The following is a 22,777-nucleotide window of genomic DNA, read 5'->3' as shown; positions in this document are numbered from 1 at the left end:
GGTGACGAGAGTGTTCGACGTGGAGAGGTACCTGGCGCGGATCGGCTGCGCCGGCGACACCGGTGTGGACATCGCGACGCTGCGGAAGCTGCACAGGCACCACCTCATGGCGATCCCGTACAACGGCGCCACCCAGGACTTCCGGGACGGGGTGCGGCTCGTCGACGTCGACGAGGACGCCACGTTCGAGACGTGCGTCGTCCAGGGGCGCGGCGGCACCTGCTTCCAGCTCAACCGCCTGTTCCGCCGGCTGCTGACCGAACTGGGCTACGACGTCACGCTGCTGGCAGCCAGCACCGCGGAGGGGTGGGAGGCGTCCGGGCTCGACGTGGAGCACATGTTCAACCGCGTTGCCCTGGACGGCGCCGAGTGGCTCGTGGACGTCGGCTACCCCGGTCCCTCCTACGTGGAGCCGCTGCGCGTCTCCGACCAGGTGCAGAGCCAGTACGGCTGCCAGTACCGCCTGATCGACCGGGGATCCAGGACCGCTCTACAGCGGCGGGGAAGGATCACGCGGTGGAGCGTCGTCTACACCTTCACGCCACAGGCCCGGCAGTGGAGCGACTGGACGGAGATGGAGGAGTTCCTCGCCCGGGAGATCGCCGCGGACACCGGACCGCAGGACGGCATGAAGATCCTGTGCGGCCGGACTTTCGGGAACGGTCAGGCCGTCCTGAAGGGACGCCGCTACCTGACGGTCCGCGACGGCCGTGAAGAGGCGCGCACGATCACGGAGGACGGCGAGCACGAACGGCTGGTCTCGCACCTGCTGTCCGACGAATTCCACTGACCCATTCCTGTCACCCAACGCGTCCGTCAAACGAACTGGCACCAGAAAGGGAAGAAGATGGCGAAGGAAACAGCCGATGTGGTCGTGATCGGCGGAGGGCCGGCCGGCTCGGTCTGTGCCTACATGCTCGCCAAACAGGGGCACTCCGTGGTGCTCCTGGAGAAGGAGCTGAGCTCCCGGTTCCACATCGGTGAGTCACTGCTGCCGTACATGATGGGCCTGTTCGAGCGGATCGGACTGCGGGAGACGGTCGCGTCGCAGGGCTACGTGCCCAAGTTCGGCGGCGAGTTCATCGACCCGACCGAGAAGAAGTTCTTCGAGGGCGTCTTCCGGGCCGACTTCACCAAGCAGGGCGCCGGCCGGCACGACAACGCCTTCCAGGTCGAGCGCGCCAGGTTCGACCGGATGCTCGCCGAGCAGGCCGAGGCCGCCGGCGCCCGCGTCCTGTTCGGCGCCAACGTCGACGAGCTGCTCATGGAGGGCGACCGGATGGTCGGCGCCCGCTACCAGCGCGACGGCGAGACGCACGAGGTGCACGCCGCATACGTCGTCGACGCCAGCGGCCGCTCCGGACGCATCGCCAACCGCTTCGGGCTGCGCAAGACCCTGGAGAAGCTGCGCATGGTGGCCGTCTTCCGCCACTACAGCGGCCTCGACGAGAGCCACAACCTCGGTGTCGAGGGCGACATCCAGGTCGGCGCCCACGACGACGGCTGGGTCTGGGCGATCCCGCTGACCAAGGACACCATCAGCGTCGGCACGGTCATGCCGCGTGACGTGCTGCGCGGCTCGACGGCGAACGAGCGGTTCGAGGAGCACCTCGCCCGGGTGCCGAGGATCGTGTCCCGCCTGACCGGCACCCGCCCCTCCATGGACCTCAAGGTCGAGACCGACTACTGCTACCACACCGACACCGTCACCGGCCCCGGCTGGCTGATGGTGGGCGACGCCGGCTGCTTCGGCGACCCCATGTTCTCCGGCGGCGTCCTGGTCGCCACCGCCACCGCCGTGCGCGCCGCCGAGACGCTCGGCGAGGTGCTGGCCGACCCGTCGGCCGAGGACCGCGTGATGGAGCGGTACTCCAACTACTTCAAGACCGGCTACGACACCTACATCCGGCTCATCCACGCCTACTACGACGGCGAACTGGTCGCCATGGCCGCCGACGCCGCCCGCTCCACCGACCGCGAAACCCTGGAGAAGTACCTCGTCAGGCTGATCGGCGGCGACTTCTGGAGCGAGCACAACTCGGTGGCCCAGGAGATGCGCCGCCGCAAGGAGTGGGACACCTTCGAGCCGTTCCAGCGGGTCTACGGCTGCCCGTCCTACCCGCACCTGGACGAAGTCGACCGCAAGGAGCGGTCCGAGGCCCGCGTCCGCCGGGTGACGGCGGGCCGGTAGGACGTCATGGCAACCGTTCCGCTGCGCCTGAGAGACCACGCGTACGACGTCCGCATCGGCCCCGGGGTGCGTCATTCGCTCCCCGAGGTCGTCGGGCGGCTCGGCGCCGCACGGGCGGTCGTCGTCTCGGCCCGCCCACCGGAATGGGTGCCCGACACCGGCGTGGAGACCCTGCTGCTGCCGGCCCGCGACGGGGAGCGGGCCAAGAACCTCGCCACGGTGGAGAGGCTGTGCGGGGAGTTCACACGCTTCGGACTCACCCGGTCCGACGTCGTCGTCTCCTGCGGCGGCGGAACGACCACCGACACGGTCGGGCTCGCCGCCGCCCTCTACCACCGCGGCGTCGCGGTCGTGCACCTGCCCACCTCACTGCTGGCGCAGGTCGACGCGAGCATCGGCGGGAAGACGGCGGTGAACCTCCCCGCGGGCAAGAACCTCGTCGGCGCCTACTGGCAGCCCAGCGCGGTCCTGTGCGACACCGACTACCTGTCCACCCTGCCGCCGCGGGAGATGCTCAACGGCTACGGCGAGATCGCCCGCTGCCACTTCATCGGCGCCCCGAACCTGCGCGCCCTGCCGCCCGCCGACCAGATCGCCGCGAGCGTGGCCCTCAAGGCGCGGATCGTGGAGGCCGACGAGCGGGACACCGGCCTGCGGCACATCCTCAACTACGGCCACACACTGGGCCACGCGCTGGAGAAGGCGACCGGCTTCGCCCTGCGGCACGGCGAGGCGGTGGCCGTCGGCACGGTCTTCGCCGGCCGCCTCGCCGGTGCCCTCGGCCGGATCGGCCAGGCACGGGTGACCGAGCACCGGGACGTCGTCCGCTCCTACGGGCTGCCCGCCGCGCTGCCCGCCGGGACCGGGCCCGACACCCTGGTGCGGCTGATGCGGCACGACAAGAAGGCGGTCAGCGGCCTCACCTTCGTCCTCGACGGACCCCGGGGTGTGGAACTCGTGGACGACGTGCCGGCCGAGGTGGTCGCACACGTCCTCGACGGGATGCCCCGCGCGCCCCTGGCCGACCTCGTGGGCAGCGCCGCCCCCGCCACGGACACCCCGGAGACGGCACGCTCATGACGCAGCCGACCCAGCCGCCCCCCGCCCCGCCCATCCAGGGCACCACCCGCCTGTACGCCGTCCTGGGCGATCCCGTCGCCCAGGTCCAGGCACCCTCGCTGGTCAACCCCCTCCTCGCCGCGCTGCACCGCGACGCGGTCGTCGTCCCGGTGCACGTCCGGCCCGCGCACCTGGAAACGGTCGTGCGCGGTCTGCAACGCGTGGAGAACCTCGACGGCATGTTCGTCACCGTCCCCCACAAGGCGGCCGTCCGCCACCTCGCCGACCGGTGCGGTACGACCGTCGACATCGTCGGCACCGCCAACGTGCTGCGCCGCGAGGCCGACGGAGGCTGGCTCGCGGAGAACTTCGACGGCTCGGGCTTCGTGACGGGCCTCGTCGGAGCCGGCCACGACCCGAAGGGCGGCACGGCGGCGCTCGTCGGCACGGGCGGCGCGGGCAGCGCCATCGCCGCCGCACTCCTCACCGCGGGCACCGAGCGGCTCCACCTGTACGACACGGACCCCGCGAGGCTCGCCGCGCTGACCGCCCGGCTCGACGCCCACTGGCCGGGTCGGGTGCGCGCGCTGGACGGACCGCTGCCGTGCGACCCCGACCTCGCCGTCAACGCCACCCCGCTCGGACTGCGCGCCCACGACCCGCTGCCCTTCCCGCTCGAATCACTGGCTCCGGACTGCGTCGTGGCCGACATCGTCATGAAACCCCGCGAGACCCGGCTGCTGCGCGAGGCCGCGGCCCGCGGACACCGCATCCACCACGGCATTCACATGCTCGAGGGACAACTGAATTCCTACCGGGAGTTCTTCGACTTCCGCTGAATTGACCGACTTGGAGAATCATGAACGTGCGACAGGCGCCGGACTACCCCGAGTGGCCGCAGTACGACGAAAAGGAGCGCGAAGGTCTCGTCCGCGCACTGGAGCAGGGCCAGTGGTGGCGCATGGGCGGAAGCGAAGTCGACTCCTTCGAGCGGGAGTTCGCCGAACTCCACGGCGCACCCCACGCCCTGGCCGTCACCAACGGCACCCACGCCCTGGAACTGGCCCTCCAGGTCATGGGAGTGGGCCCGGGCAGCGAGGTCGTCGTCCCGGCCTTCACCTTCATATCCTCGTCGCAGGCGGCGCAGCGGCTCGGCGCCGTCGCGGTGCCCGTCGACGTCGACCCGCACACCTACAACATCGACGTGGCCGCCGCCCGGGCCGCCGTGACGTCCCGCACCCGGGCCATCATGCCCGTGCACATGGCGGGCTTCCTCGCCGACATGGACGCGCTCGCGGAGCTGTCCGCCGACACCGGCGTCCCGCTGCTCCAGGACGCCGCGCACGCCCACGCCGCCCGCTGGCGCGGCAAGCGCGTCGGTGAACTCGGCTCCGTCGCCGCGTTCAGCTTCCAGAACGGCAAGCTCATGACGGCGGGCGAGGGCGGCGCCGTGATCTTCCCCGACACGGAGCGGTACGAGGCGGCGTTCCTGCGGCACAGCTGCGGACGCCCCCGTACCGACCGCCGCTACCTGCACCAGGTCGCCGGCACCAACCTGCGGCTCAACGAGTTCTCCGCGGCGGTGCTGCGCGCCCAGCTCAGCCGCCTGGAGGCGCAGATCGCCACGCGCGGTAAGCGCTGGGCCGTGCTCTCCCCGCTGCTCGCCGCCATCGACGGCGTCGTCCCGCAGCGCGGCGACGACCGCACCGACAACCCTTCGCACTACATGGCGATGTTCCGGGTGCCCGGCATCTCCGAGGACGACCGCAACGCCCTGGTCGACCGGCTCGTGGCGGCCGGCGTGCCCGCGTTCGCCGCGTTCCGCGCCATCTACCGCACCGACGCCTTCTGGGAGATCGGCGCCCCGGACGAGACCCCCGAGCAGGTCGCCGAGCGCTGCCCCAACACGGAGGCCATCAGCCGGGACTGCGTCTGGCTGCACCACCGCGTCCTGCTCGCCGGCGAGCAGGACATGCACCGTACGGCGGAGATCGTCGCGGCTGCCGTGGCCGCCGTATGAGCGTCAGGACGGCCGTCGTCGGGCTCGGCTGGGCGGGGCGGGAACTGTGGCTGCCCCGCCTGGCCGAGCACCCGGGCTTCGATGTGGTCGGCGCCGTGGACCCGGCGCCGACGGCGCCGACCGCGCTCGACGCGGCACCGGGCGTCCCCGTGCACCGGACGCCGGGCGCGCTGACGGCCCGCGAGGTCGACCTCGCCGTGGTCGCCGTGCCCAACCACCTGCACGCCGAGGTCGCGGCCGGACTGCTCGGCAGGGGCATCTCCGTCTTCCTGGAGAAACCCGTCTGCCTGACCTCCGGCGAGGCCGACGTCCTGGCCGCCGCCGAACGGGACGGCGGAGCCACCCTGCTGGCCGGCAGCGCCGCCCCGCACCGCGCCGACGTGGGCGCCCTCGCCCGCCTCCTGCCGGAACTGGGCCGGGTCCGCCACGTCGACCTGTCCTGGGTCCGGGCGCGTGGCATCCCACAGGCCGGCGGCTGGTTCACCCAGCGCAGCAAGGCCGGCGGCGGCGTCCTCTTCGACCTCGGCTGGCACCTGCTCGACACGCTCGCCGCGCTGCTCGGACCGGCCGGTTTCACCCAGGTCCTCGGTGTCACCTCCAACGACTTCCTCGGCACCGGCGCCTGGAGCGCCGCCTGGCGGCAGGACGAGGCTCCCGCCCTTCCCGCCGGGGACGTGGAGGACACCGCCTGGGGCTTCCTCGTCCGCGAGGACGGCGTCTCGGTCGGCCTCCGCGCCGGCTGGGCCTCGCACCAGGCGCGGGACGTCACCCGCATCCGGGTGACGGGCAGCGCCGCCACCGCCGAACTGCGCTGCACGTTCGGCTTCAGCCCCAACCGCCACCCGCACGCCGAACTGACCCTGACGCGGGAAGGCGCCACGACCACCCTGCCGGTGCCGCAGGAACCCATCGGCACGGAGTACCTGCGGCAGCTGGACGTCCTCGCCGGCGTCCTGACCGACCCGGGCCGGCGCGGCAGGGCCGTCGCCGAGGCCCGTACGACCGTCGGCGTCATCGAGGACTTCTACGCCTCGGCCCGCCGAGCGCACGAGCAGACCGCCGTGCCCGCCCACCACTAGAAGGCTAGGAAGCCGATGAGATCACCGAGTTCGACAGCCCCGGCCGGGCTCGCGGAACGGCCCGTCGTCCCGGGCACCGCCCGGCCGGAGACGACGCCCTTCACGCAACCGCCGGTCAGACGCGCCGTGGTCTTCGACCTGGACGGGGTCCTCGTCGACAGCTTCGCCGTCATGTACGAGGCGTTCGCCGTCGCGTACAAGGAGGTCGTCGGCGACGGCCCCGCGCCGTTCGACGAGTACCGGCGCCATCTGGGGCGCTTCTTCCCGGACATCATGCGGATCATGGGCCTGCCGCTGGAGATGGAGGAGCCCTTCGTCCGCGAGAGCTACCGGCTCGCCTCCCAGGTGCCGGTCTTCGACGGTGTCGTCGAACTGCTCACCACCCTGCGGGTGCGCGGGTTCAGGCTCGCCGTGGCCACCGGCAAGAGCGGGGAGCGGGCGCGTTCCCTGCTCGGGCAGCTGGGGCTGCTGCCCTTCTTCGACCACGTGATCGGCTCGGACGAGGTCGCCCGCCCCAAGCCCGCCCCGGACATCGTGGAGCACGCGCTGCACCTGATGGGCTTCGCGCCCGAGGAGGCCGTCATGGTCGGTGACGCACCCACCGACATCGCCAGCGCCCACGGCGCCGGTGTGACCTCGGCCGGCGCCCTGTGGGCACTGTCCGAGACCGACGAACTGCTGGACGCGCGGCCGGACATCGTCCTGGCCCGCCCCGCCGACCTGCTCGCCCTGTGCCCGTCCGTGCCCGGTGACTGAGGGCTCCTCGCACCTCGGCGTCGACATCGGGGGCACCAAGGTGGCGCTGCGGGTGGAGGCCGGCGCGCGGTGCGTGGCCGAGACCGTCTTCGCCTGGCGGCCGCGGCACGACGCCGGGCGCGACCTCGCACAACTCGCCCGGCACGTCGGGGAGATCTGCGCACGGCTGGACGCGCCCCCGAGCGCGGTGGGCGTCGCGATGCCGGCGACCGTCGGACCCGACGAGCGGGTCACCGCCTGGCCCAGCCGCCCCGAGTGGACCGGCACGGACCTGAGCGCGGCCCTGCGCACGCTGGTGCCCGGCGCCCCCGTCGCCTGGGCCGACGACGGCGACCTCGGCGCGCTCGCCGAGTCCCGGGCCGCCGACTGTGCCGACCTCCTCTACATCGGGGTCGGCACGGGCGTCGGCGGCGGCCTCGTCCTGCGGGGCGCGCTGTGCCCGGGGCTGGGCCGCGGGTCCTTCGAGATCGGGCACACGGTCGTCGAGCTGGACGGCCCCAGGTGCGTGTGCGGGCGCCGGGGATGCCTCCAGGCGGCGGCCTCGGGCCCGGCCACGCTGCGTCGGGCGGCCCGGCTGCGAGGCGGTGACGTCGGCTACGACGCGCTGCGGCAGGCCTGGCACGACGAACTCCCCTGGGCGGTCACCACCCTGCGCCGTACCTGCCGCGCGCTGGCCGCGGCCGCGGTCGGCGTCCAGGAACTGGTCCACCCGCGGCTGCTGCTCCTCGGCGGCGGCTTCGCGAGCGGACTGCCGGGCCTGCACACCCTCCTCGCCGAGCAGATCGCCGACCTGGCCCGCCCGGGCCAACCGCCGCTGCCGGTCCGCCCCGCCGCACTGGGCGGGCTGTCGTCCCTGCACGGCGCGGTGGAACTGGCCCGGCTGACCGCTCCCTGAGCGGCCGCCGGGCCGGGAGCCCGCGGCCGTCTGCGTGGCGGAGGGCCGCTCAGGCCGCTCGGGGCGCCGCCCCGGCCGGCACCGGCGCCGCCAGCCGCTCGCGCAGGTCGTCGACGAGAGCCGCGGTCTCCTCCGCGCCGTTCGCGGCGCCGAAGACGTGGTAGTCCGGGCGGACCAGGAGCGCGGTCGCGCCGTGCTCGGCCAGCCAGCCGCCGTAGACGCCGTCGGTGTCGACGACGTCCGTCAGGCCCTCGGCCCCGCTCGCCCCGGCCGGCCGGGCCGCTCCGGGAGGAGACAGGCGGACCACGCGGGTGTCGAGGGCCGCGAGGAAGGCACACCGGTCCTCCCCGAGCGCGGGCCGCGGGTCCTCGGTGCTGAGCAGGACGAAGCCACGGCCCACGACCTCGTCGAACAGGCCCGTGCCGCCCTCCCCGCTCACCCGTGCCTGGGGCACCACCGCACCGGCCGGCCCCCCGCCCGCCGGTCCCCGCAGCAGCCCGGCCGTCAGCGGCTTCGCGGCTTCCGGCGCGCCCGGCTCCGTACGGCCGCGCCGGCCCGCGAGGACCGTGGCGTCCCGGTCCGCGGCGGCCGCCGGGTCCGTCACGCAGATCACCCGGCCGAGCTGCACGGACGACAGGATCGACTCCTTCACGTGCTGACCGCGCTCCTCGGCGTAGGTGTCCAGGAGCGACGCGTCGGCGAGGCCGCGCAGTGTCAGGTCCAGTTTCCACGCCAGATTGGCCGCGTCCCGGAGACCGGAGCACATGCCCTGCCCGGCGAAGGGCGGCATCAGGTGGGCCGCGTCCCCGGCCAGCAGCACCCGCCCCGACCTCCACTCGTCGGCCCAGGTGGCCCGGAAGATGTAGGTGGTGCTGCGCAGCAGCCGCGCGGTCTCCGGGGTGACGCCGTACGGCTTGAGCAGCCGCCAGGCCGTCTCCTCCCGGTTCAGCTCCGCGCTGCTCTCGCCCGGCAGCCGCATGAACTCCCAGCGCCGGTGCCCCGGCCCGCTGCCCACCAGCGTGGTGGGCCGCGCCGGGTCGCAGACCTGGACGTTGGTGGGCGTGAACTCGCGCGGCTCGCGCAGCTCGACGTCGCACAGCAGCCACTCGTAGGAGAAGCCGAGGTCGGTCACGGGGACGCCGAGGTACTCGCGCACGAAGCTGTTGGCGCCGTCGCAGCCCACGACCCAGCGCGCGGTCACCTCGCGGTCCGTGCCGTCGTCGGTCTCGACGGTCAGCGTGACACGCTCGTCCCGTTCGCTGATGTCCACGACGCGGTGCCCGCGCAGCACCGTGACGCCGGGCAGCGCCGCCGCCCGGTCCGCGAGCAGCCGCTCCAGGGCGGGCTGGTGCATGGTGTTGGCGTCCGGCCAGCCGTAACGCCCGCCGGGCGAGAAGGCGATGTCCAGCAGGGTCTCGCCCGCCGCGGTGTGCCACTGGTAGCCGGTGGCCGGCTCCGTGATGCGGCCGATGAGGTCCCCGATGCCCGTCCCCGCCAGCAGCCGTGCGGTCTCCCCGTCGAAGCTGGTCGCCCGCGGCAGCGTGTACGGCCGCGGACGGCGCTCGAGGACGGTCACCCGCAGTCCCCGCTGGGCGAGCAGCACCGACAGGGCGGCGCCGACCGGCCCGTTGCCGACGACGGCCACGTCCGCGTCCGTCGGGGATTCGTACCGGTCGTGCGGACGCATGGTGGGCATCGTCATCCCTACTCGCAAAGGTCGGAGAAAGAAGGCGCGAGGGCATGGCAGGGCGCGGAACCAGCGCGTTGAATTCGACTGGCGGAAAAGCAGGCGCGCGGAATCGGCCGGGCGAGGATCAGTTAATTCCGTGGCCAGGTGGATTCCGCAGGGTGCGCCCCGCCGCTCCGGCGTGGTGTGGGCAATTGTCGCAGCGGGCCCGTGGATTCCTCCCGGAGTCGCGCTGGAGCGCGTTCCGGACCGCCCCGCCGGGGCGCGGTGCCCGCCGCTCAGGCCTCCGTGTCGAGTGCCCCGGCCGGACACAGGTCGACGGCCTCGTCGGCCGCCGCCAGCAGCGACTCGTCGGGCTCGGCGTTCAACACGACCACCAGGCCGTCGTCCTCACCCTGGTCGAAGAGTTCCGGCGCGATGCGGGCGCACTGGCCCGCGCCGACGCACCTGTCCGTGTCCGCGACTATCTTCACAGCGATCGCCTCCTGAAACGTGAAACGGCAGCGTCGGCCATGATGCCCGAGGAATTCGCCATCGGAACACCGTACGGGAGCAGGCCTATCAGACTGAGGGATACCGGGCCCGGTAAAAACGTTCCTAGCCTTCTGCGGACATCCGCGGCACGGAACCGGAATGTCACCGGGCCGAAGGTGAAACGGGAACAAGAGGGAAGGGGGCGGCACATGACGGCGTACCGCGGTGGACGACTGCTGGCCATCAGCGACCTGCACGTCGGCCACGCCGACAACCGCGCCCTGGTCGAGTCGATGACACCGGAGACGGACGACGACTGGCTGCTGGTGGCCGGCGACGTGGCGGAGACCGTCACGGACATCCACTGGTGCCTGAAGACCTTGGCAGGCCGCTTCCGCAGGGTCGTCTGGGTGCCCGGCAACCACGAGCTGTGGACCCACCCGAGCGACACCCTCACCCTGCGCGGCGTCGCACGCTACGAACATCTGGTCGGGCTCTGCCGCGACCTGGGCGTCACGACGCCCGAGGACCCCTACCCCCTCTGGCACGGCCCCGACGGCCCGGTGGCGGTCGCGCCGCTGTTCCTGCTCTACGACTACTCGTTCCTGCCCGAAGGATGCGCCTCCAAGGACGAAGGCCTCGCCTACGCGCGCGGCACCGGCGTCCTGTGCAACGACGAGAGCCTGCTGCACCCCGACCCGTACCCCAGCCGCGAGGCGTGGTGCCGGGCCCGGGTCGCCGAGACCGAGCGGCGGCTCACCGAACTGCCCGCCGGCACACCCGCCGTCCTGGTCAACCACTACCCGCTGCACCGGCACCCCACGGAGGTGCTGTGGTACCCGGAGTTCGCCATGTGGTGCGGCACCGAGCTGACCGACGACTGGCACCGCAGGTTCCGCACGGCCGCCGTGGTCTACGGCCACCTCCACATCCCGCGCACCACCCACCGCGACGGCGTCCGCTTCGAGGAGGTGTCCGTGGGCTACCCCCGCGAGTGGCGCAGGCGGCAGGGCCCGCCGGCCCGGCTCCGCAGGATCCTGTGACCCGCCGCGCGCCCGGTCGTCGCCCCGCGCACCGGCCCCCTCACGAGGCCCTCGCGCCCTCCGCGGCCGCGCCCGCCACCTGGCTCCAGGCCCGCGTCAGCTCCACGCGCGAGGCCACGTTCATCTTCCGGAATATCTTCTTCAGGTGGAAGGCCACCGTGTGACCGGAGATGAACAGGCGCTCCCCGACCTGGGAGTTGGTGAACCCCTGGCTGACCAGCTCGGCCACCGCGGCCTCGGTGTTGGTGAGGGCGCCCGACGTTCCGCCGTTGCGGCCGGCGTACTGCGGGTAGCGGCCCCGCCGCACACCGAGTGACCGCAGCCGGCTCACGACCCTGCGGGCGTCGCGCGGCGCCGCGGCGTTCGCGTAGCCGTCCGCCGCCGACTCGAAGGCCTGGACCGCCGGCCGCCGTTCGGCGGAACGCGCGGCGAGGAGCTTCCCCGCGTCCTCCGCGGCGGACGCGGCCGCCCACGGATCCGGATGCGCGGCGGCCGCGGCGAGCACCGCGGACGCGTCGCCCTCCAGCAGCCCGGCGGCGTGCGAGGCGGCGGCGCCCACGGAACGCAGCCCGGGGTTGCGCACCGCGAGATCGCGGGAGTTCGAGACGACCCGGCGCGCGAGCACCTCGTCGCCCAGCTTGCGGGTCGCCCTGACGAGCCAGGCGGCGGCGGTGGGCTGCGACGTCAGCAGCTCCAGCAGCAGTTGGTCGTCCGTGACGATGCCCACGATGAGCTGCGCCGCGCTCGCCGGGCCGCCCTGCACCTCCAGCAGCTGCGCCGCCGTCCAGGCGCACTGGCTCGGGCCGTGCGCGGTCTGGCCGAGCAGCGCGCAGTCCCGCAGCTGATTGGCGAAGTCGGCGCTCACGCTCATGTCGCCCTGCCGCAGAGCGCCCAGAGCCGCCACGGTGTGCGCGTCGGGCAGGAACCGGTACAGGCCCGCCCGCTGCGCCCGGTCGGCTCCCCGGGCGGCGAGGTCGACGGCGGCCCCCACGTCACCGCGCGCGAACGCGAGGTCCGCGGCGCAGAGCAGGGAGGCGGCGACCAGAGCCCCGTCGGCCTCCTCCCGGCCGGCCGTCAGCCCCTCCACCTCGGCCAGGACCCGCGCCGCGGAGGGCAGTTGGCGCACCCTGACCAGCAGCGCCGCGTGCCATGTCTTCACCAGGGCCGCGCAGTTCCCGGTGCAGCCGGCGGCCGCCCGGCCGGCCGCCTCCGCCAGCCGGACGCCTTCCTCCAGCTCCCCCCGGGACCAGGCGGAGAACGAGGACTCGGGCAGGCCCGCGGCCGCACAGGAGGCGTTCCGGCAGACGCGCGGGACGGAGAGGACGGGGGGCATGCGCAGGCGGAACGGAGAATCGAGCATCACATCTCCAGTCATGGGATCCGTGCCGTGCGAGGGGGATCCGTGCACGGACCACGTTAGGGCGGTGGCGCGGTGGCGACGGCGCGAGCCGACGCGGTGTGCAGAGGGCCTCGACGCGCGCACTAGCGGTCCTCGAGCGGCCCGACCCGGCGGCGGTGCGAGAGGGAGCGGCCGAGGGACTATCAGCTCTGGGAGTGGTGCCCCGCGCCGGGCGGCGACAGCATGGAGGCAATTCGGACTTCGCGGCCGCGTCCAGCGGGCGATCGGGAAACAGAGGTGGCCTCCTTGAGTACCGTGCTCCTCCTGAACGGGCCCAACCTGGGCATCCTGGGCCGCCGGGAACCGGAGATCTACGGCACGGACACCCTCGCCGACATCGAGGCGGCGGTCGCCGACGAACTGAGCGACCGGGGCTGGAAGGTGGTGTCCGTCCAGCACGACTCGGAGGGCGACCTCGTCGGCGCCGTGCACCGGCACAGCGACAGCACCGTGGGCGCCATCGTCAATCCCGGCGCCCTGATGATCGCCGGCTGGAGCCTGCGGGACGCGCTCGCCAGTTATCCGCCCCCGTGGATCGAGGTGCACCTGAGCAATGTGTGGGCCCGGGAGCAGTTCCGGCACGAGTCGGTGATCGCGCCGCTGGCCAGCGGTGTCGTGGTCGGCCTCGGGGCCTTCGGCTACCGCCTGGCCGCCCGGGCGCTCACGCACCTCGCGCCGGAGCCGCTCCGACCCCAGGCCCCCGGCCCCCGGACGAGCGCGGGCACCGCCGCGACTCACGCCGCCTCCCCGGCGGCGAGCAGCCCGATGCCCGGGTAGTACTTGCGCTGCCGGGACAGGACCATCGCCCGTGGCGACGCCAGCCCGACGGTCTCGCGGATCCTCGCCGCCAGCGCACGCGACGAAAGCGGCTGAACGCCCTCGTTCCGGCACCAGGCCCGGTACGCCTCGTGGAGGCCCGTCTGCTCGGCCCGCAGCGCGGGATCGAGCGCGCACGCCTCCGCGACGAAGCGCCCGGTGTGGTCCTCGGTCTCCGCGTAGGCGGCGGTGGCCACCCGCACCCGCTCCGGGCCGGTGAGGTCCCTGTCACCGCGCAGGTAGCGCCGCGCGCCGGTGATCAGCCACGCGAGTATCCCGGGTCCCTCCTCGGTGACGAGGATGTCGGCCAGGTTGTCGATCTTCCGGTGGTCGGGGACGACGCGTTCGAAGGGGATCAGGCGCATGCGGCGCCAGAAGGCGAACCCGCCGGTGCCCACCTCGGGCCGGTGGTTGCCCAGCAGCCAGAGCTTGTGCGTCGGCTCGAAGCTGAAGAAGTCCTGCCGCATCCGCCGCGCCTTGATCCGGTCCCCGCCGGTCAGGAGCTTGACCCGCGTCTCGTCGAACCGGTCCCCGGGCTTGACCTCGGAGCAGACGACGATCCGGCGCCCGTGCAACTCCGCGAGGTCGGTGGGATGGTCCTCGTAGGGACGGGCCATCAGGAAGCCGGGCGGGGCCGCGTCGGCGTAGTCCCCGAGCAGTTTGAGCAGGACGTCGAGCAGCACGGACTTGCCGTTCCTGCCGGAACCGAAGAGGAACGGCAGGACCTGGCCACCGACGTCACCGGTGACCGAATACCCCAGCAGAAGCTGGAGGAAGTCGACCGTCCCGGCGCCCGTGTCGTCGTCGCCGAAGGTGTCGGCGAGGAACCTGTCCCAGCGCGGAGTCGCCGTCCGCCGTGGCGCGATCGTGGTGCGGCGGGAGTGCAGGTCCTTGTCGGGGTCGGGCGGCTCGATCAGTCCGGTGCGCAGGTCGACGATGCCGTCCGGCGTGCACAACGCGTACGGGTCCGCATCGAGCCGAGCCGCGTTCAGCACCATCCCCGGTGCCGACCTGGCCTGCGCCAGCATGGCATGGATGCCCGTCGTGGAAAGAGCCCGACGGCGGTGGGTCTGCAATACGGCGTCGGAGTACCGGCCGAGGGGATCGGAGAGGGCCAGGGACTCCACGAGGTCGCCGGCCGCCCAGAGGACCGTGTCCTCCTCGTCCATCTGCCAGCGGGTGGTGTCCCAGCGGTACCAGCCCAGGCCGGGGACGTGCCGGTACCGGTCGGCGTACGTTCTCGCGAACAGCTCGGCCAGGCCGCGGTCGGTGAGACTCTCGGGGAGCGGTCCTGGCGCCGGTATGGTCAGGTGCCGTGAGTAGCTGTCGGCTTGCCGCAGCTCAGAACCCATGTGCATCCCCCCGGACGGTGACCCGAGCGACTCAAGCGACTCAGGCCGTGTGTGACTCCCGCACAGGAGTCCGACCGGAATAAGATACGTACCACCCGGTTTTGTTTTCAAGTGCTGCGGAATCCGGGCTGCCGGTCAACTTGCCGACGGCGTCCGGCAGGAGGGACGGACCTCTCACGCTCGTGGAGTTCTTCCGGGACAATCTGTGACCGCGGGGTGAAGGCTACTCTCTTGAAAAGAACCGTCCACCCGGTATATTTTTCCCTTGTCGAAGCCGTCCGGCACCACAGAGGGCCGGAGGTCGGCATTCCGTACGCCACGGCAGGGGGAAGGGGCGTGCACCGTGCGATTGACACATGGCGAATCCCGTCCGAGACCCGTGCCGCGGCGCCTTTCGATGTCACGGGGAGGCCCTGGGGTGAGGCGTCGTGAGCACGCGCAAGTGGTGATCGTGGGGGGCGGACCGGTCGGCCTGCTGGTCGCGGCCGAGCTGGGTGCCCGTGGGGTCCGTACGCTCGTGTTGGAGGCGCAGGCCGCCGTGTCGGAGCGGCCCAAGGCGCGAGTGCTGCACGCCAGGGCCCTGCAAGGGCTCGCCAGACGGGGGTACTTCCCCGAACTCGTGCCGAGCGCGGACGCCGTCCGGCCGGAGGCCCGGGCCCCGTTCCGCTACGGCGGGATACCCGGTCTGTCCATCACCGCCCCCGCCTCGGAGCCCGGCCCCGTGCTGAATCGGCCCCAGGCCGACCTCGAGCGGCTCTTCGAGCGGCGGGCGCGGGCCGTCGGCGTCCGGATCCTGCGCGAGCACCGCGTGACCGAGGTGACCCAGGACCGGACCTGCGTCCGGGTCACGGCCACGGGACCGGACGGCTCCGTGGTCTGCTCCGCCCGCTATCTGGTGGGGGCGGACGGGGGACGCAGCACGGTCCGCGAACTGGCGGGGATCCCTTCGCAGACGTACCCGGCCACGACCTCGGGGCTCTCCGGGCTGGTCACGCTGGAGGACCCGCAGGCCCTGCCGCCGGGCTGGCACCGCACCCCGCGCGGCTGGATCGTCGTGCACGAGATCCCCGGCGCCGGAACCCACGTCAAGACCCTCGACTGCGCCGGTGCCCACCCGCGGCGCCAACTGGCGCCCACCCCCGAGGAGCTGCGGGGCGAGGTCTCCCGGATCGCGGGGAAGGAGATCGGCATCCGGGAGACGCGCTGGCTCAGCCGGTTCAGCGACTTCGCCCGGCTCGTGCGCTCCTACCGCTTCGGGCGGATCTTCCTCGCGGGCGACGCGGCGCACATGCACTTCCCGGTCGGCGCCCAGGGGCTGAGCACCGGCGTGCAGGACGCCCTCAACCTCGGCTGGAAGCTCGCGCTCGCCGTACTCGGCCGGGCCGGGGACGACCTGCTGGACACCTACGACGCCGAACGCCGTCCGGAGGCCCAGCGGGTCATCGACAACACGCGGGCCCAACTCGCCCTGATGCGTCCGGGGCCCGATGCCGACGCGCTGCGCGGAGTGTTCGCGGACCTCGTGACCGCGGACCGGGAGAGCCGGTACCTCAGCGACATGATCAGCGGTCAGGACACCGTCCTGCCGGGACGCTCCCAGCGGTCCTCCGCATGGGAAGGAAGGTTCCTGCAGAACGTCACCCTGAGCACGGGGGAGGGCCGGGCCGACGTGATCGACCTGCTCCGGGCGGGCCGGCCCCTGCTGCTGGTCTTCGGCGAGGAGGGGCGCCGGTGCGCGCGGAGGGCGCGCGCGTGGTCGGGGGCCCTGCGGCTGGTGTGCGCCGAGCCGACCCCCGACATCCCCTGCGACGCCCTGCTGGTGCGGCCGGACGGGTACGTCGCCTGGGCGTCGGTCCGCGGCGGAGAGGGCCCGGGCGACGCGCTCGTACGGTACTTCGGCAACCGGCGGGTTCTCGTCGCCGAGAGGCCGGTGCTGGCGGGCGCGGTCAGCTAGCCACGGCCGCCGGCTCCAGCAGGCCGCGCTGGATCTCCTCGAAGACGTCGGCGCCCCGGCTCTCGGAGAGGTCCAGCGAGGTCAGCACCGAGGGCACGGCGATGCTGGGGAACAGATGACGGAGCAGTTCGGAGGACTTGTACCGCAGGTCCCGGTAGTCGCTCACCGCCTGGGACATCGACTGGATGCCGGCGAACGTGCCCACCACGACGTCGGCGGTGACCGACGGGACCACGTGGGGCAGCAGCTCGCCCTGGGCCTGCCCCCGCTCCAGCAGGCCCTGGCAGACCTCGCTCCAGCGCATGAACGGGCCGCTGCGGTCGAGCCCCTCCGCGTGCTGGTCCATGCTCAGCCGCACGCCCGCGCGCACCATGGGGTCGGACTGGAGGCGGTAGGCGTGCAGGAGGACCACGTCCGCCAACTCCTGCAACTTGCACGAGCGGTCGGGGATGACGAAGCGCTGGTCCTGCTCCTCCAGCACCCCGAGGGCGAGCTGCTCCTTCGAGCTGAAGTGGAAGTACAGCGCTCCCTTGGTCACACCGGCCGCGCCGAGGATCTCGGCGATGGTCGCTGCCTGGTACCCGCGCTCCTCGAAGATCTTCGCCGCTGCCTCAAGGATGTTCCTGCGGGTCCGGATGGCACGATCCTGCTTCACCACTCTGCCGCCCTCCCCTTCTCGAAGATCGCTCGGCGGCCTGGAAGCCTCTGACCGACTCCCAAAAAAACCGCACAGTACGTATCTTACAACTGGTTGAGCTTCGCGCAGCCGGAAGGTTGCGGCAATTCGTGCGGCACGCACTCGGCTGCTGCCCACGGGAGGGGGGAAGTACGGGTGATTCTCGTGACGGGGGCCACTGGAACCATCGGGGGGGAAGTCCTGCGCCGGCTCCCCGCCGGTCTCGCGGTACGTGTCATGGCCAGGGATCCGTCGCAGGTGAGGGCGCCCGCCGGGACCGAGGTGGTGGCCGGGGACTACGCGGACCAGGGGTCGCTGGAGCGCGCCCTGCGGGGCGTGAGCCGCGCCTTCCTCCTCACCAGCCGGATCGGCGGTGACGACGACGCGCGTTTCGTCGGGGCCGCGCGGTCCGCGGGTGTGCGGCACCTGGTGCGGCTGTCGGCGGCCGCCGTCGCCGACCCGGGGGCCGACGACCTGATCACCCGCTGGCACCGTGCCAACGAGGACCTGCTGCGCGGCTCGGGGATGCGGTGGACCGTGCTGCGTCCACGCGCCTTCATGTCCAACACGCTGTCCTGGGCGGCCTCCGTCAGGTCCGAGCGGGTCGTGCGCGCCCTGTACGGATCCTCGGCCAACGTGTGTGTGGACCCGCGGGACGTCGCGGCGGTGGCCGTGTGCGCGCTGACCGAGGACGGGCACGAGGGGCGCGTCCACACCCTGACCGGCCCGGAACCGGTCAGCGCCGTGCAGCAGACGGCGCAGCTCGGCCGGCTGCTGGGCACCCCCCTGCGCTTCGAGGAACTCTCCCTCGACCAGGCTCGCGCGGCGCTGAGGCAGCGTCACCCCAGTGCCGTCGCCGAGGCCTTGCTGGCGAGCGCCGAGCGGCAGCGGGCGGGAGCCAAGGCACATGTCGAGGACACGGTCGCCCGGCTGACCGGCCGGCCGCCGCGCTCCTTCCTGACCTGGGCCGAGGACCACCTCGCGGCGTTCGGCGCGCCGACGGGGCGGCATGCCCTCGCCGGAAGTCCCCGTACCGGGTGAGGGCGGGCCGAGGGGACGGCCGTCCCCTCGGCCCCCGGGCCGTCAGCCGGCGGGCTCGGCGGTCACCGTCGCGGTGAACACGATCCCGCCGTCCTGGTGCCCGGTGACCAGGACCGTCTCCGGGGCGCACGAGCCCTTGGGCAGACGCAGGGCGTCGATCAGACAGGGGCGGTCCAGATCCGCGTACTTCTTGAACTCGCACTCGAGGCCCAGCGGCAGGACGGGGGAGCCGCCCAGGACCGCGGTCGCCCCCTGACGGGCCGCCTCCAGCAGCACCATGCCCGGAATGTGGTCGACCTGGTGGTCGAAGAGCACCGGGTGCCGGGTGTCCAGCCGGAGCTGCCAGTGGTTCGGCTCCCCGGTGGGGGAGAGGACCACGTCGGCCGGTGAGGTGCGCCCCACGCTCTGCGGCGCCACCGGAGCGGTGAGCGGGATGGGACCGTACTCGGCGCCGAACACGCGCTCCGGGCGCAGTCGGCGGTACACGGCGGGAGAGATGCAGCCGAAGGAGATGCGCCCCGAGGCGGCGAGCCGTCCCTCGCGCAGCACCGTCGTCTCGTAGCAGAGGCCGATCAGCCGGCTGCCCCGCGTCTTGACCTCCTTGCACTGGACCTCCAGGTCCAGCGCGGCGGGCGTCTGGGCGACCTCGAGCTGCTCGGGCTGCACGCTGAGGCTGAGCTCCTCCAGCAGGAACTGGTGGCCGAAGGGGACGCCGAACTCGGCGTGCGCGAGCAGGGAGCCGATCTGTCGAATCGTTTCGGCAGCGATCAGCGGGTCGTGGTGGACCCCCTTCACGGGGGTGAAGAAGCTGTGGCCCCGGGGCCACTGGGCGGTAAGGTCGAAGTGGGTGTCGTCCAGCCGCTTCCAGTCGGTCAGCATGACCTCGGCGACGGCCGCGCGGTGCACCAGCTCCCTGGGGACCGTCGTCGTCAGCTGTCTGTCGCGCGCGACCGCCGCCCGGAAGGGCGACGGGGCGGCCGGTGCCGTGGTCTGGTCGATCGACGGCTCTTCGATCCGAAACGTGCTCGCGGTCATCGTTCCCCCTGGACGAGATCGGAGTGGTGGGCTGCGGAGGGCTCAAAAGATAGAGACCAACCGGTTTGATTTCTAGAGGAATCAAAGCCTCCGTCAGTGATCGATCAGATCCGCCGCCGGATTGAACCGGAACGGCATCTCTCATATCTGCCCGTTCCTCCACCATTTCTCCAGTTCATCTGCGCCGGGAGCGCTCCCCGGGTCCAGCCGTCCGAAGACGCGCTCTCAAGCGGTACTGGAGCCCTTCTGTAGTGCGGTGGCCCACCGTGGCGGGGGTCGGGAGGAGCGGACATGGGCGAACCTGGTTCTCCGGGGCTCGCGTTGCGCATCGAGCGCGGGCGGGCCGACGAGGTCGAACTCGCCGCCGTGGCCCTCGTGCTCTGTTCGGTGCTGGCCGGACGAGGCGCGGCGGCCGGCGGGGAGATGTCGCGGGACGCCCCGTTCCCTCGGTCCGCGCGATGGACCGCGGCGGCCTATCGCTCCCCTCGTAGCTGGCGATAGGCCCCCCGCCGGGCCGGGCGCGATCGCGCCCGGCCATTTCATGTAGATCCCACCCACCTCTATAAACCGCACGCGCGGTTTGTTAGCCTGAGCTGACGAAAACCGCAGGCGGCAAGGACGGCGCAGGGCACCCCGCGTGCCGTGCGCCCAGGGTCCAGCCAGGAGACGACTGATGGTCAAGCAGGAGCGCGCGCTCCGTACCCGCCAGGCGCTGATCCGCGCCGGGGCGGAACTCTTCGCCAGAGAGGGGTTCGTGGCCGCGTCGCTGTCCACGATCAGCGGGGAGGCCGGGGTGAGCAACGGAGCCCTGCACTTCCACTTCGAGAACAAGCGGGCGCTGGCGCGGGCTGTCGAGGACGAGGCGCTGGTGAGGCTGCGCCGGATCACCGCGGAGTCGCTGAAGCGGGACGGGCGTGCCCTGCCGGCCCTGGTGGACGCGACGTACGAACTGGTGAACCGGATCGCCGAAGACGTCGTCGTCCGGGCCGGCTTCGGACTGGGCGACGATCCCGGACGCGGTGAGGTCGCCTCGCTGAGGCGGGAGTGGCGGTACTGGGTCGAGGATTCGGTGCGGCGCGCGGAGCGGGACGGCTGGCTCGCCAGGGGCGTCCTCGCCGCCGACGCCGTGACCGCGGTGGTGGCCGCGACGGTGGGTTTCGAGGTACTCGGCGGCGAGGACGAGGCGTGGCTGTCGCAGGACCGCGTCACGGGCTTCTGGCGGCTGCTGCTGCCCCGCCTGACGGACCGTCATGCGCTGGTCATCGCGGTCAGCGGCCGGTAGGCGGCTGTTTCGCTCCTCCCTGAAAAAGACCATGCAGTCGCTAAAAATGTCTGGTTTTGTGGGGATTGCTCGTGGACTCCAGTGACACTCAAGCCCGTCCCAGAAAATAAAACAGCGCGGTTGGTTTGGTATTGACAAACCATCCGTCCTGTTTTTTAGTTGGGTCATGCCAGGAAGCGGCTGTGTCAGGACGACTCATGCAGGGATAGGGGAGACGGCATGGACATCGACGTTCTGGGGGCGCTGAGCGTCAGGGAGAACGGCCTGTCGGTAACGCCGACGGCTCCGAAGCCGCGTCAGGTGCTCGCGCTGCTCGCCCTCCAAGCGGACCAGGTGGTGCCGGTCCGGACGCTCATCGACGAACTGTGGGGTGAACGACCGCCCCGCAGCGCACGCACCACGCTCCAGACGTACGTGCTCCAGCTCCGGGAGCTGATCTCCACCGCGCTGCGGCAGGATCCGGAGAACACCGGGGGGCGCACCGCCAAGGACGTGCTCGTCACCCTGCCCGGCGGATACCTGCTCAACACGTCGGACGGCACCAGTGACGTCCGCGAGTTCGAGCGGCTGGCCGGCCTCGGCTACCGGGCCATGGACGCCGACGACTTCGCCGGCGCGGCCCGCCACCTGCGCGACGCCCTGGGGCTGTGGACCGGGGGTGCGCTGGCCGACGTGCAGACCGGGGCCCAGCTGGAGATCGAGACCAGGCGCCTGGAGGAGACCCGGCTGTGCGCCCTGGACCAGCGCATCGAGGCCGACCTGCGGCTGGGCCGCCACCGCGAACTGCTGGGCGAGCTGACCGTGCTCGTCAGCCGCCACCGCACCCACGAGAACCTGCACGGCCAGCTCATGCTCGCCCTGCACCGCTCGGGCCGGCGCAGCGAGGCGCTGGACGTCTACCAGCGACTGCGCAACGCGCTGGTCAGGGAACTCGGCCTCGAACCCTCCGCGGGCCTGCGCCGGATGCAGCGCTCGATCCTCATGTCCGGCCCCGAGTCGGTGCCGGTCGGCGCGGGCGCCGGCAGTGAACGGCTCAGCCGGGTCGGGTAGTCGGGGAGGCGGCCGCGCGGGCCGGGCCGCATATCGCCGACGAGTGCTTCGGACGGCGGCCACCGGTATGGCGGGAGTTCCTGCCGCCCTCCGCCGCCCCCGCCGCCGCGCCGCACGTCCTCCGTGCGGGCCGGACACATCCTCGCCCCGTCCGTCGCCGTCCCACCGGAACGGAATCCCAGGAGTCAGACCATGTCCTTCGACAACAGCCGGACACGCCCGCCCACGGCCCTCGTGCCCGTCCCCGACGACCTGCTGACCGAACTCGTCGACATACTCGCCGCGGTACTGCACCTGAAGTCCGACAAGGTCGACCCGGGCCGGACGTTCCGTTCGCTGGGCCTCGACTCGCTGCTCACCGTCGAGTTCGTGGCCACCGTCAACGCCCGATACGGCACGGCCGTCAAGCCGGACGCGCTGTTCGACCACCCCACCCCGCTGGCCTTCGCCCGCCATGTGATCCGGGAGCGGGGCGCGGGATACGACGTACCGGCCGGGCAACCGCCGCTGACCGGAGCCGAGTTCACCCGTCCCCGGGTGCCGGCGGCGCCGGAAGCCGGACGGCGGTGGGCCGACGCGCCGGCCGAGCCCGCCCCGGCCCACACCGCCGCGCGGGAGACGGTGCTGGAGGTGCTGCGCGAGGAACTCGCCCGCATCCTGTGCTGCGACCCCTGGGAGCTGAGCACCACGGCGCCCTTCAACGTCCTCGGCATCGACTCCATTCTGGCGGCCCAGTTCGTGGCGACGGTCAACGAGATCTACGGCATGCACGAGCGCCCCGTCACGCTGTACGACCACCCCGACCTCGCGGCCCTGGCCGCGCACATCGCCTCCGTCACCGGTCCCGGACCTGCCCCGGGCGGGATCCCGGACCTCGCGGACCTCCTCGACGCCGTGCGCGACGACCGGATCTCCGTGGACGAAGCCCTCGCCCTGCTGCCCCGGCGGGCCTGAACGAACCGGTGTGC

General features: G+C 72.6%; 22 protein-coding genes. 16 read left to right on the top strand and 6 right to left on the bottom strand.

The window, feature by feature from the left end; genetic code table 11:
- Position 1: 1 nt before the first annotated feature.
- Genes ACZ67M_RS34320 through ACZ67M_RS34285 form a run of 8 tightly spaced genes read left to right on the top strand, consistent with a single transcriptional unit; the run spans position 2 to position 8,000 of the window.
- Positions 2 to 790 (top strand): arylamine N-acetyltransferase, encoded by a 789-nt coding sequence (locus tag ACZ67M_RS34320; RefSeq protein WP_361363141.1) that lies wholly within the window; start codon positions 2 to 4, stop codon positions 788 to 790.
- Between the two features lie 57 nt (positions 791 to 847).
- Positions 848 to 2,191 (top strand): NAD(P)/FAD-dependent oxidoreductase, encoded by a 1,344-nt coding sequence (locus ACZ67M_RS34315; protein ID WP_361363138.1) that lies wholly within the window; start codon positions 848 to 850, stop codon positions 2,189 to 2,191.
- A 6-nt stretch (positions 2,192 to 2,197) separates the two neighbouring features.
- Positions 2,198 to 3,271: a 3-dehydroquinate synthase family protein gene (locus ACZ67M_RS34310; protein ID WP_392016315.1), complete on the top strand. Its 1,074-nt coding sequence runs from the start codon at positions 2,198 to 2,200 to the stop codon at positions 3,269 to 3,271.
- Positions 3,268 to 4,089: a shikimate dehydrogenase family protein gene (locus tag ACZ67M_RS34305; protein WP_469853950.1), complete on the top strand. Its 822-nt coding sequence runs from the start codon at positions 3,268 to 3,270 to the stop codon at positions 4,087 to 4,089. The genes ACZ67M_RS34310 and ACZ67M_RS34305 overlap by 4 nt, the downstream gene beginning before the upstream one ends.
- Positions 4,090 to 4,109: 20 nt before the next feature.
- The gene (locus ACZ67M_RS34300) at positions 4,110 to 5,270 is read left to right on the top strand and encodes a DegT/DnrJ/EryC1/StrS family aminotransferase (RefSeq protein ID WP_378808528.1); all 1,161 of its coding nucleotides are present in this window, start codon (positions 4,110 to 4,112) and stop codon (positions 5,268 to 5,270) included.
- Positions 5,267 to 6,349 (top strand): Gfo/Idh/MocA family protein, encoded by a 1,083-nt coding sequence (locus tag ACZ67M_RS34295; protein WP_469853949.1) that lies wholly within the window; start codon positions 5,267 to 5,269, stop codon positions 6,347 to 6,349. Before ACZ67M_RS34300 ends, ACZ67M_RS34295 begins: the two co-directional genes overlap by 4 nt.
- 15 nt (positions 6,350 to 6,364) lie before the next feature.
- Entirely contained in the window at positions 6,365 to 7,105 is a 741-nt protein-coding gene (locus tag ACZ67M_RS34290; RefSeq protein WP_361363123.1) for an HAD-IA family hydrolase, read from the top strand.
- A complete protein-coding gene (locus ACZ67M_RS34285; protein WP_469853948.1) occupies positions 7,098 to 8,000 on the top strand; it encodes an ROK family protein in 903 nt (300 codons plus the stop codon). The genes ACZ67M_RS34290 and ACZ67M_RS34285 overlap by 8 nt, the downstream gene beginning before the upstream one ends.
- 49 nt (positions 8,001 to 8,049) lie before the next feature.
- Here the strand turns inward: ACZ67M_RS34285 and mhpA are convergent, their stop codons facing one another.
- Together mhpA and ACZ67M_RS34275 are read right to left on the bottom strand one after the other, a co-directional pair.
- Positions 8,050 to 9,687 (bottom strand): bifunctional 3-(3-hydroxy-phenyl)propionate/3-hydroxycinnamic acid hydroxylase MhpA, encoded by a 1,638-nt coding sequence (gene mhpA / locus ACZ67M_RS34280; RefSeq protein ID WP_469853947.1) that lies wholly within the window; start codon positions 9,685 to 9,687, stop codon positions 8,050 to 8,052.
- Positions 9,688 to 9,965: 278 nt separating this feature from the next.
- Positions 9,966 to 10,160: a ferredoxin gene (locus ACZ67M_RS34275; protein ID WP_361363114.1), complete on the bottom strand. Its 195-nt coding sequence runs from the start codon at positions 10,158 to 10,160 to the stop codon at positions 9,966 to 9,968.
- Positions 10,161 to 10,370: 210 nt separating this feature from the next.
- Here ACZ67M_RS34275 and ACZ67M_RS34270 point away from each other — a divergent pair, with 210 nt between their 5' ends.
- Positions 10,371 to 11,204 (top strand): metallophosphoesterase family protein, encoded by an 834-nt coding sequence (locus ACZ67M_RS34270; RefSeq protein ID WP_469853946.1) that lies wholly within the window; start codon positions 10,371 to 10,373, stop codon positions 11,202 to 11,204.
- Between the two features lie 40 nt (positions 11,205 to 11,244).
- On the opposite strand, the gene ACZ67M_RS34265 is transcribed toward ACZ67M_RS34270, so the two are convergent.
- Positions 11,245 to 12,564, bottom strand: coding sequence for a helix-turn-helix transcriptional regulator (locus ACZ67M_RS34265; protein ID WP_361363108.1), 1,320 nt, complete (start codon positions 12,562 to 12,564; stop codon positions 11,245 to 11,247).
- A gap of 285 nt (positions 12,565 to 12,849) precedes the next feature.
- Here ACZ67M_RS34265 and ACZ67M_RS34260 point away from each other — a divergent pair, with 285 nt between their 5' ends.
- Complete coding sequence (locus tag ACZ67M_RS34260) at positions 12,850 to 13,380, top strand: type II 3-dehydroquinate dehydratase (RefSeq protein ID WP_361363105.1); 531 nt, start codon at positions 12,850 to 12,852, stop codon at positions 13,378 to 13,380.
- On the opposite strand, the gene ACZ67M_RS34255 is transcribed toward ACZ67M_RS34260, so the two are convergent.
- Complete coding sequence (locus ACZ67M_RS34255; RefSeq protein WP_385797658.1) at positions 13,338 to 14,771, bottom strand: DNA primase family protein; 1,434 nt, start codon at positions 14,769 to 14,771, stop codon at positions 13,338 to 13,340. The two genes, ACZ67M_RS34260 and ACZ67M_RS34255, sit on opposite strands and share 43 nt — an antisense overlap.
- 418 nt (positions 14,772 to 15,189) lie before the next feature.
- Between ACZ67M_RS34255 and ACZ67M_RS34250 the strand changes: the two genes are divergently transcribed.
- The gene (locus tag ACZ67M_RS34250) at positions 15,190 to 16,725 is read left to right on the top strand and encodes an FAD-dependent monooxygenase (RefSeq protein WP_469853945.1); all 1,536 of its coding nucleotides are present in this window, start codon (positions 15,190 to 15,192) and stop codon (positions 16,723 to 16,725) included.
- On the opposite strand, the gene ACZ67M_RS34245 is transcribed toward ACZ67M_RS34250, so the two are convergent.
- Positions 16,718 to 17,383, bottom strand: a complete 666-nt coding sequence (locus tag ACZ67M_RS34245; RefSeq protein ID WP_361363097.1) for a ScbR family autoregulator-binding transcription factor — start codon at positions 17,381 to 17,383, stop codon at positions 16,718 to 16,720. The two genes, ACZ67M_RS34250 and ACZ67M_RS34245, sit on opposite strands and share 8 nt — an antisense overlap.
- A gap of 174 nt (positions 17,384 to 17,557) precedes the next feature.
- Between ACZ67M_RS34245 and ACZ67M_RS34240 the strand changes: the two genes are divergently transcribed.
- On the top strand, positions 17,558 to 18,442 hold the full coding sequence (locus ACZ67M_RS34240; protein WP_467323025.1) for an SDR family oxidoreductase: 885 nt from the start codon (positions 17,558 to 17,560) through the stop codon (positions 18,440 to 18,442).
- A gap of 42 nt (positions 18,443 to 18,484) precedes the next feature.
- On the opposite strand, the gene ACZ67M_RS34235 is transcribed toward ACZ67M_RS34240, so the two are convergent.
- Positions 18,485 to 19,477, bottom strand: coding sequence for a ScbA/BarX family gamma-butyrolactone biosynthesis protein (locus ACZ67M_RS34235; RefSeq protein ID WP_469853944.1), 993 nt, complete (start codon positions 19,475 to 19,477; stop codon positions 18,485 to 18,487).
- Between the two features lie 291 nt (positions 19,478 to 19,768).
- Between ACZ67M_RS34235 and ACZ67M_RS34230 the strand changes: the two genes are divergently transcribed.
- The 4 genes from ACZ67M_RS34230 to ACZ67M_RS34215 all read left to right on the top strand — a co-directional run bounded on the left by ACZ67M_RS34230 (position 19,769) and on the right by ACZ67M_RS34215 (position 22,763).
- Complete coding sequence (locus ACZ67M_RS34230) at positions 19,769 to 19,978, top strand: acyl-CoA carboxylase epsilon subunit (protein ID WP_392103248.1); 210 nt, start codon at positions 19,769 to 19,771, stop codon at positions 19,976 to 19,978.
- A 172-nt stretch (positions 19,979 to 20,150) separates the two neighbouring features.
- Positions 20,151 to 20,759: a ScbR family autoregulator-binding transcription factor gene (locus tag ACZ67M_RS34225; protein ID WP_361363087.1), complete on the top strand. Its 609-nt coding sequence runs from the start codon at positions 20,151 to 20,153 to the stop codon at positions 20,757 to 20,759.
- Positions 20,760 to 20,978: 219 nt separating this feature from the next.
- Complete coding sequence (locus ACZ67M_RS34220) at positions 20,979 to 21,809, top strand: AfsR/SARP family transcriptional regulator (RefSeq protein ID WP_064732199.1); 831 nt, start codon at positions 20,979 to 20,981, stop codon at positions 21,807 to 21,809.
- A gap of 192 nt (positions 21,810 to 22,001) precedes the next feature.
- Positions 22,002 to 22,763, top strand: a complete 762-nt coding sequence (locus ACZ67M_RS34215; protein ID WP_392103247.1) for an acyl carrier protein — start codon at positions 22,002 to 22,004, stop codon at positions 22,761 to 22,763.
- The last annotated feature ends 14 nt before the right edge of the window (positions 22,764 to 22,777 follow it).

This window comes from Streptomyces sp. NPDC107500 (genome assembly GCF_055582785.1).
This window is presented reverse-complemented; position numbering and strand designations above follow the sequence as displayed.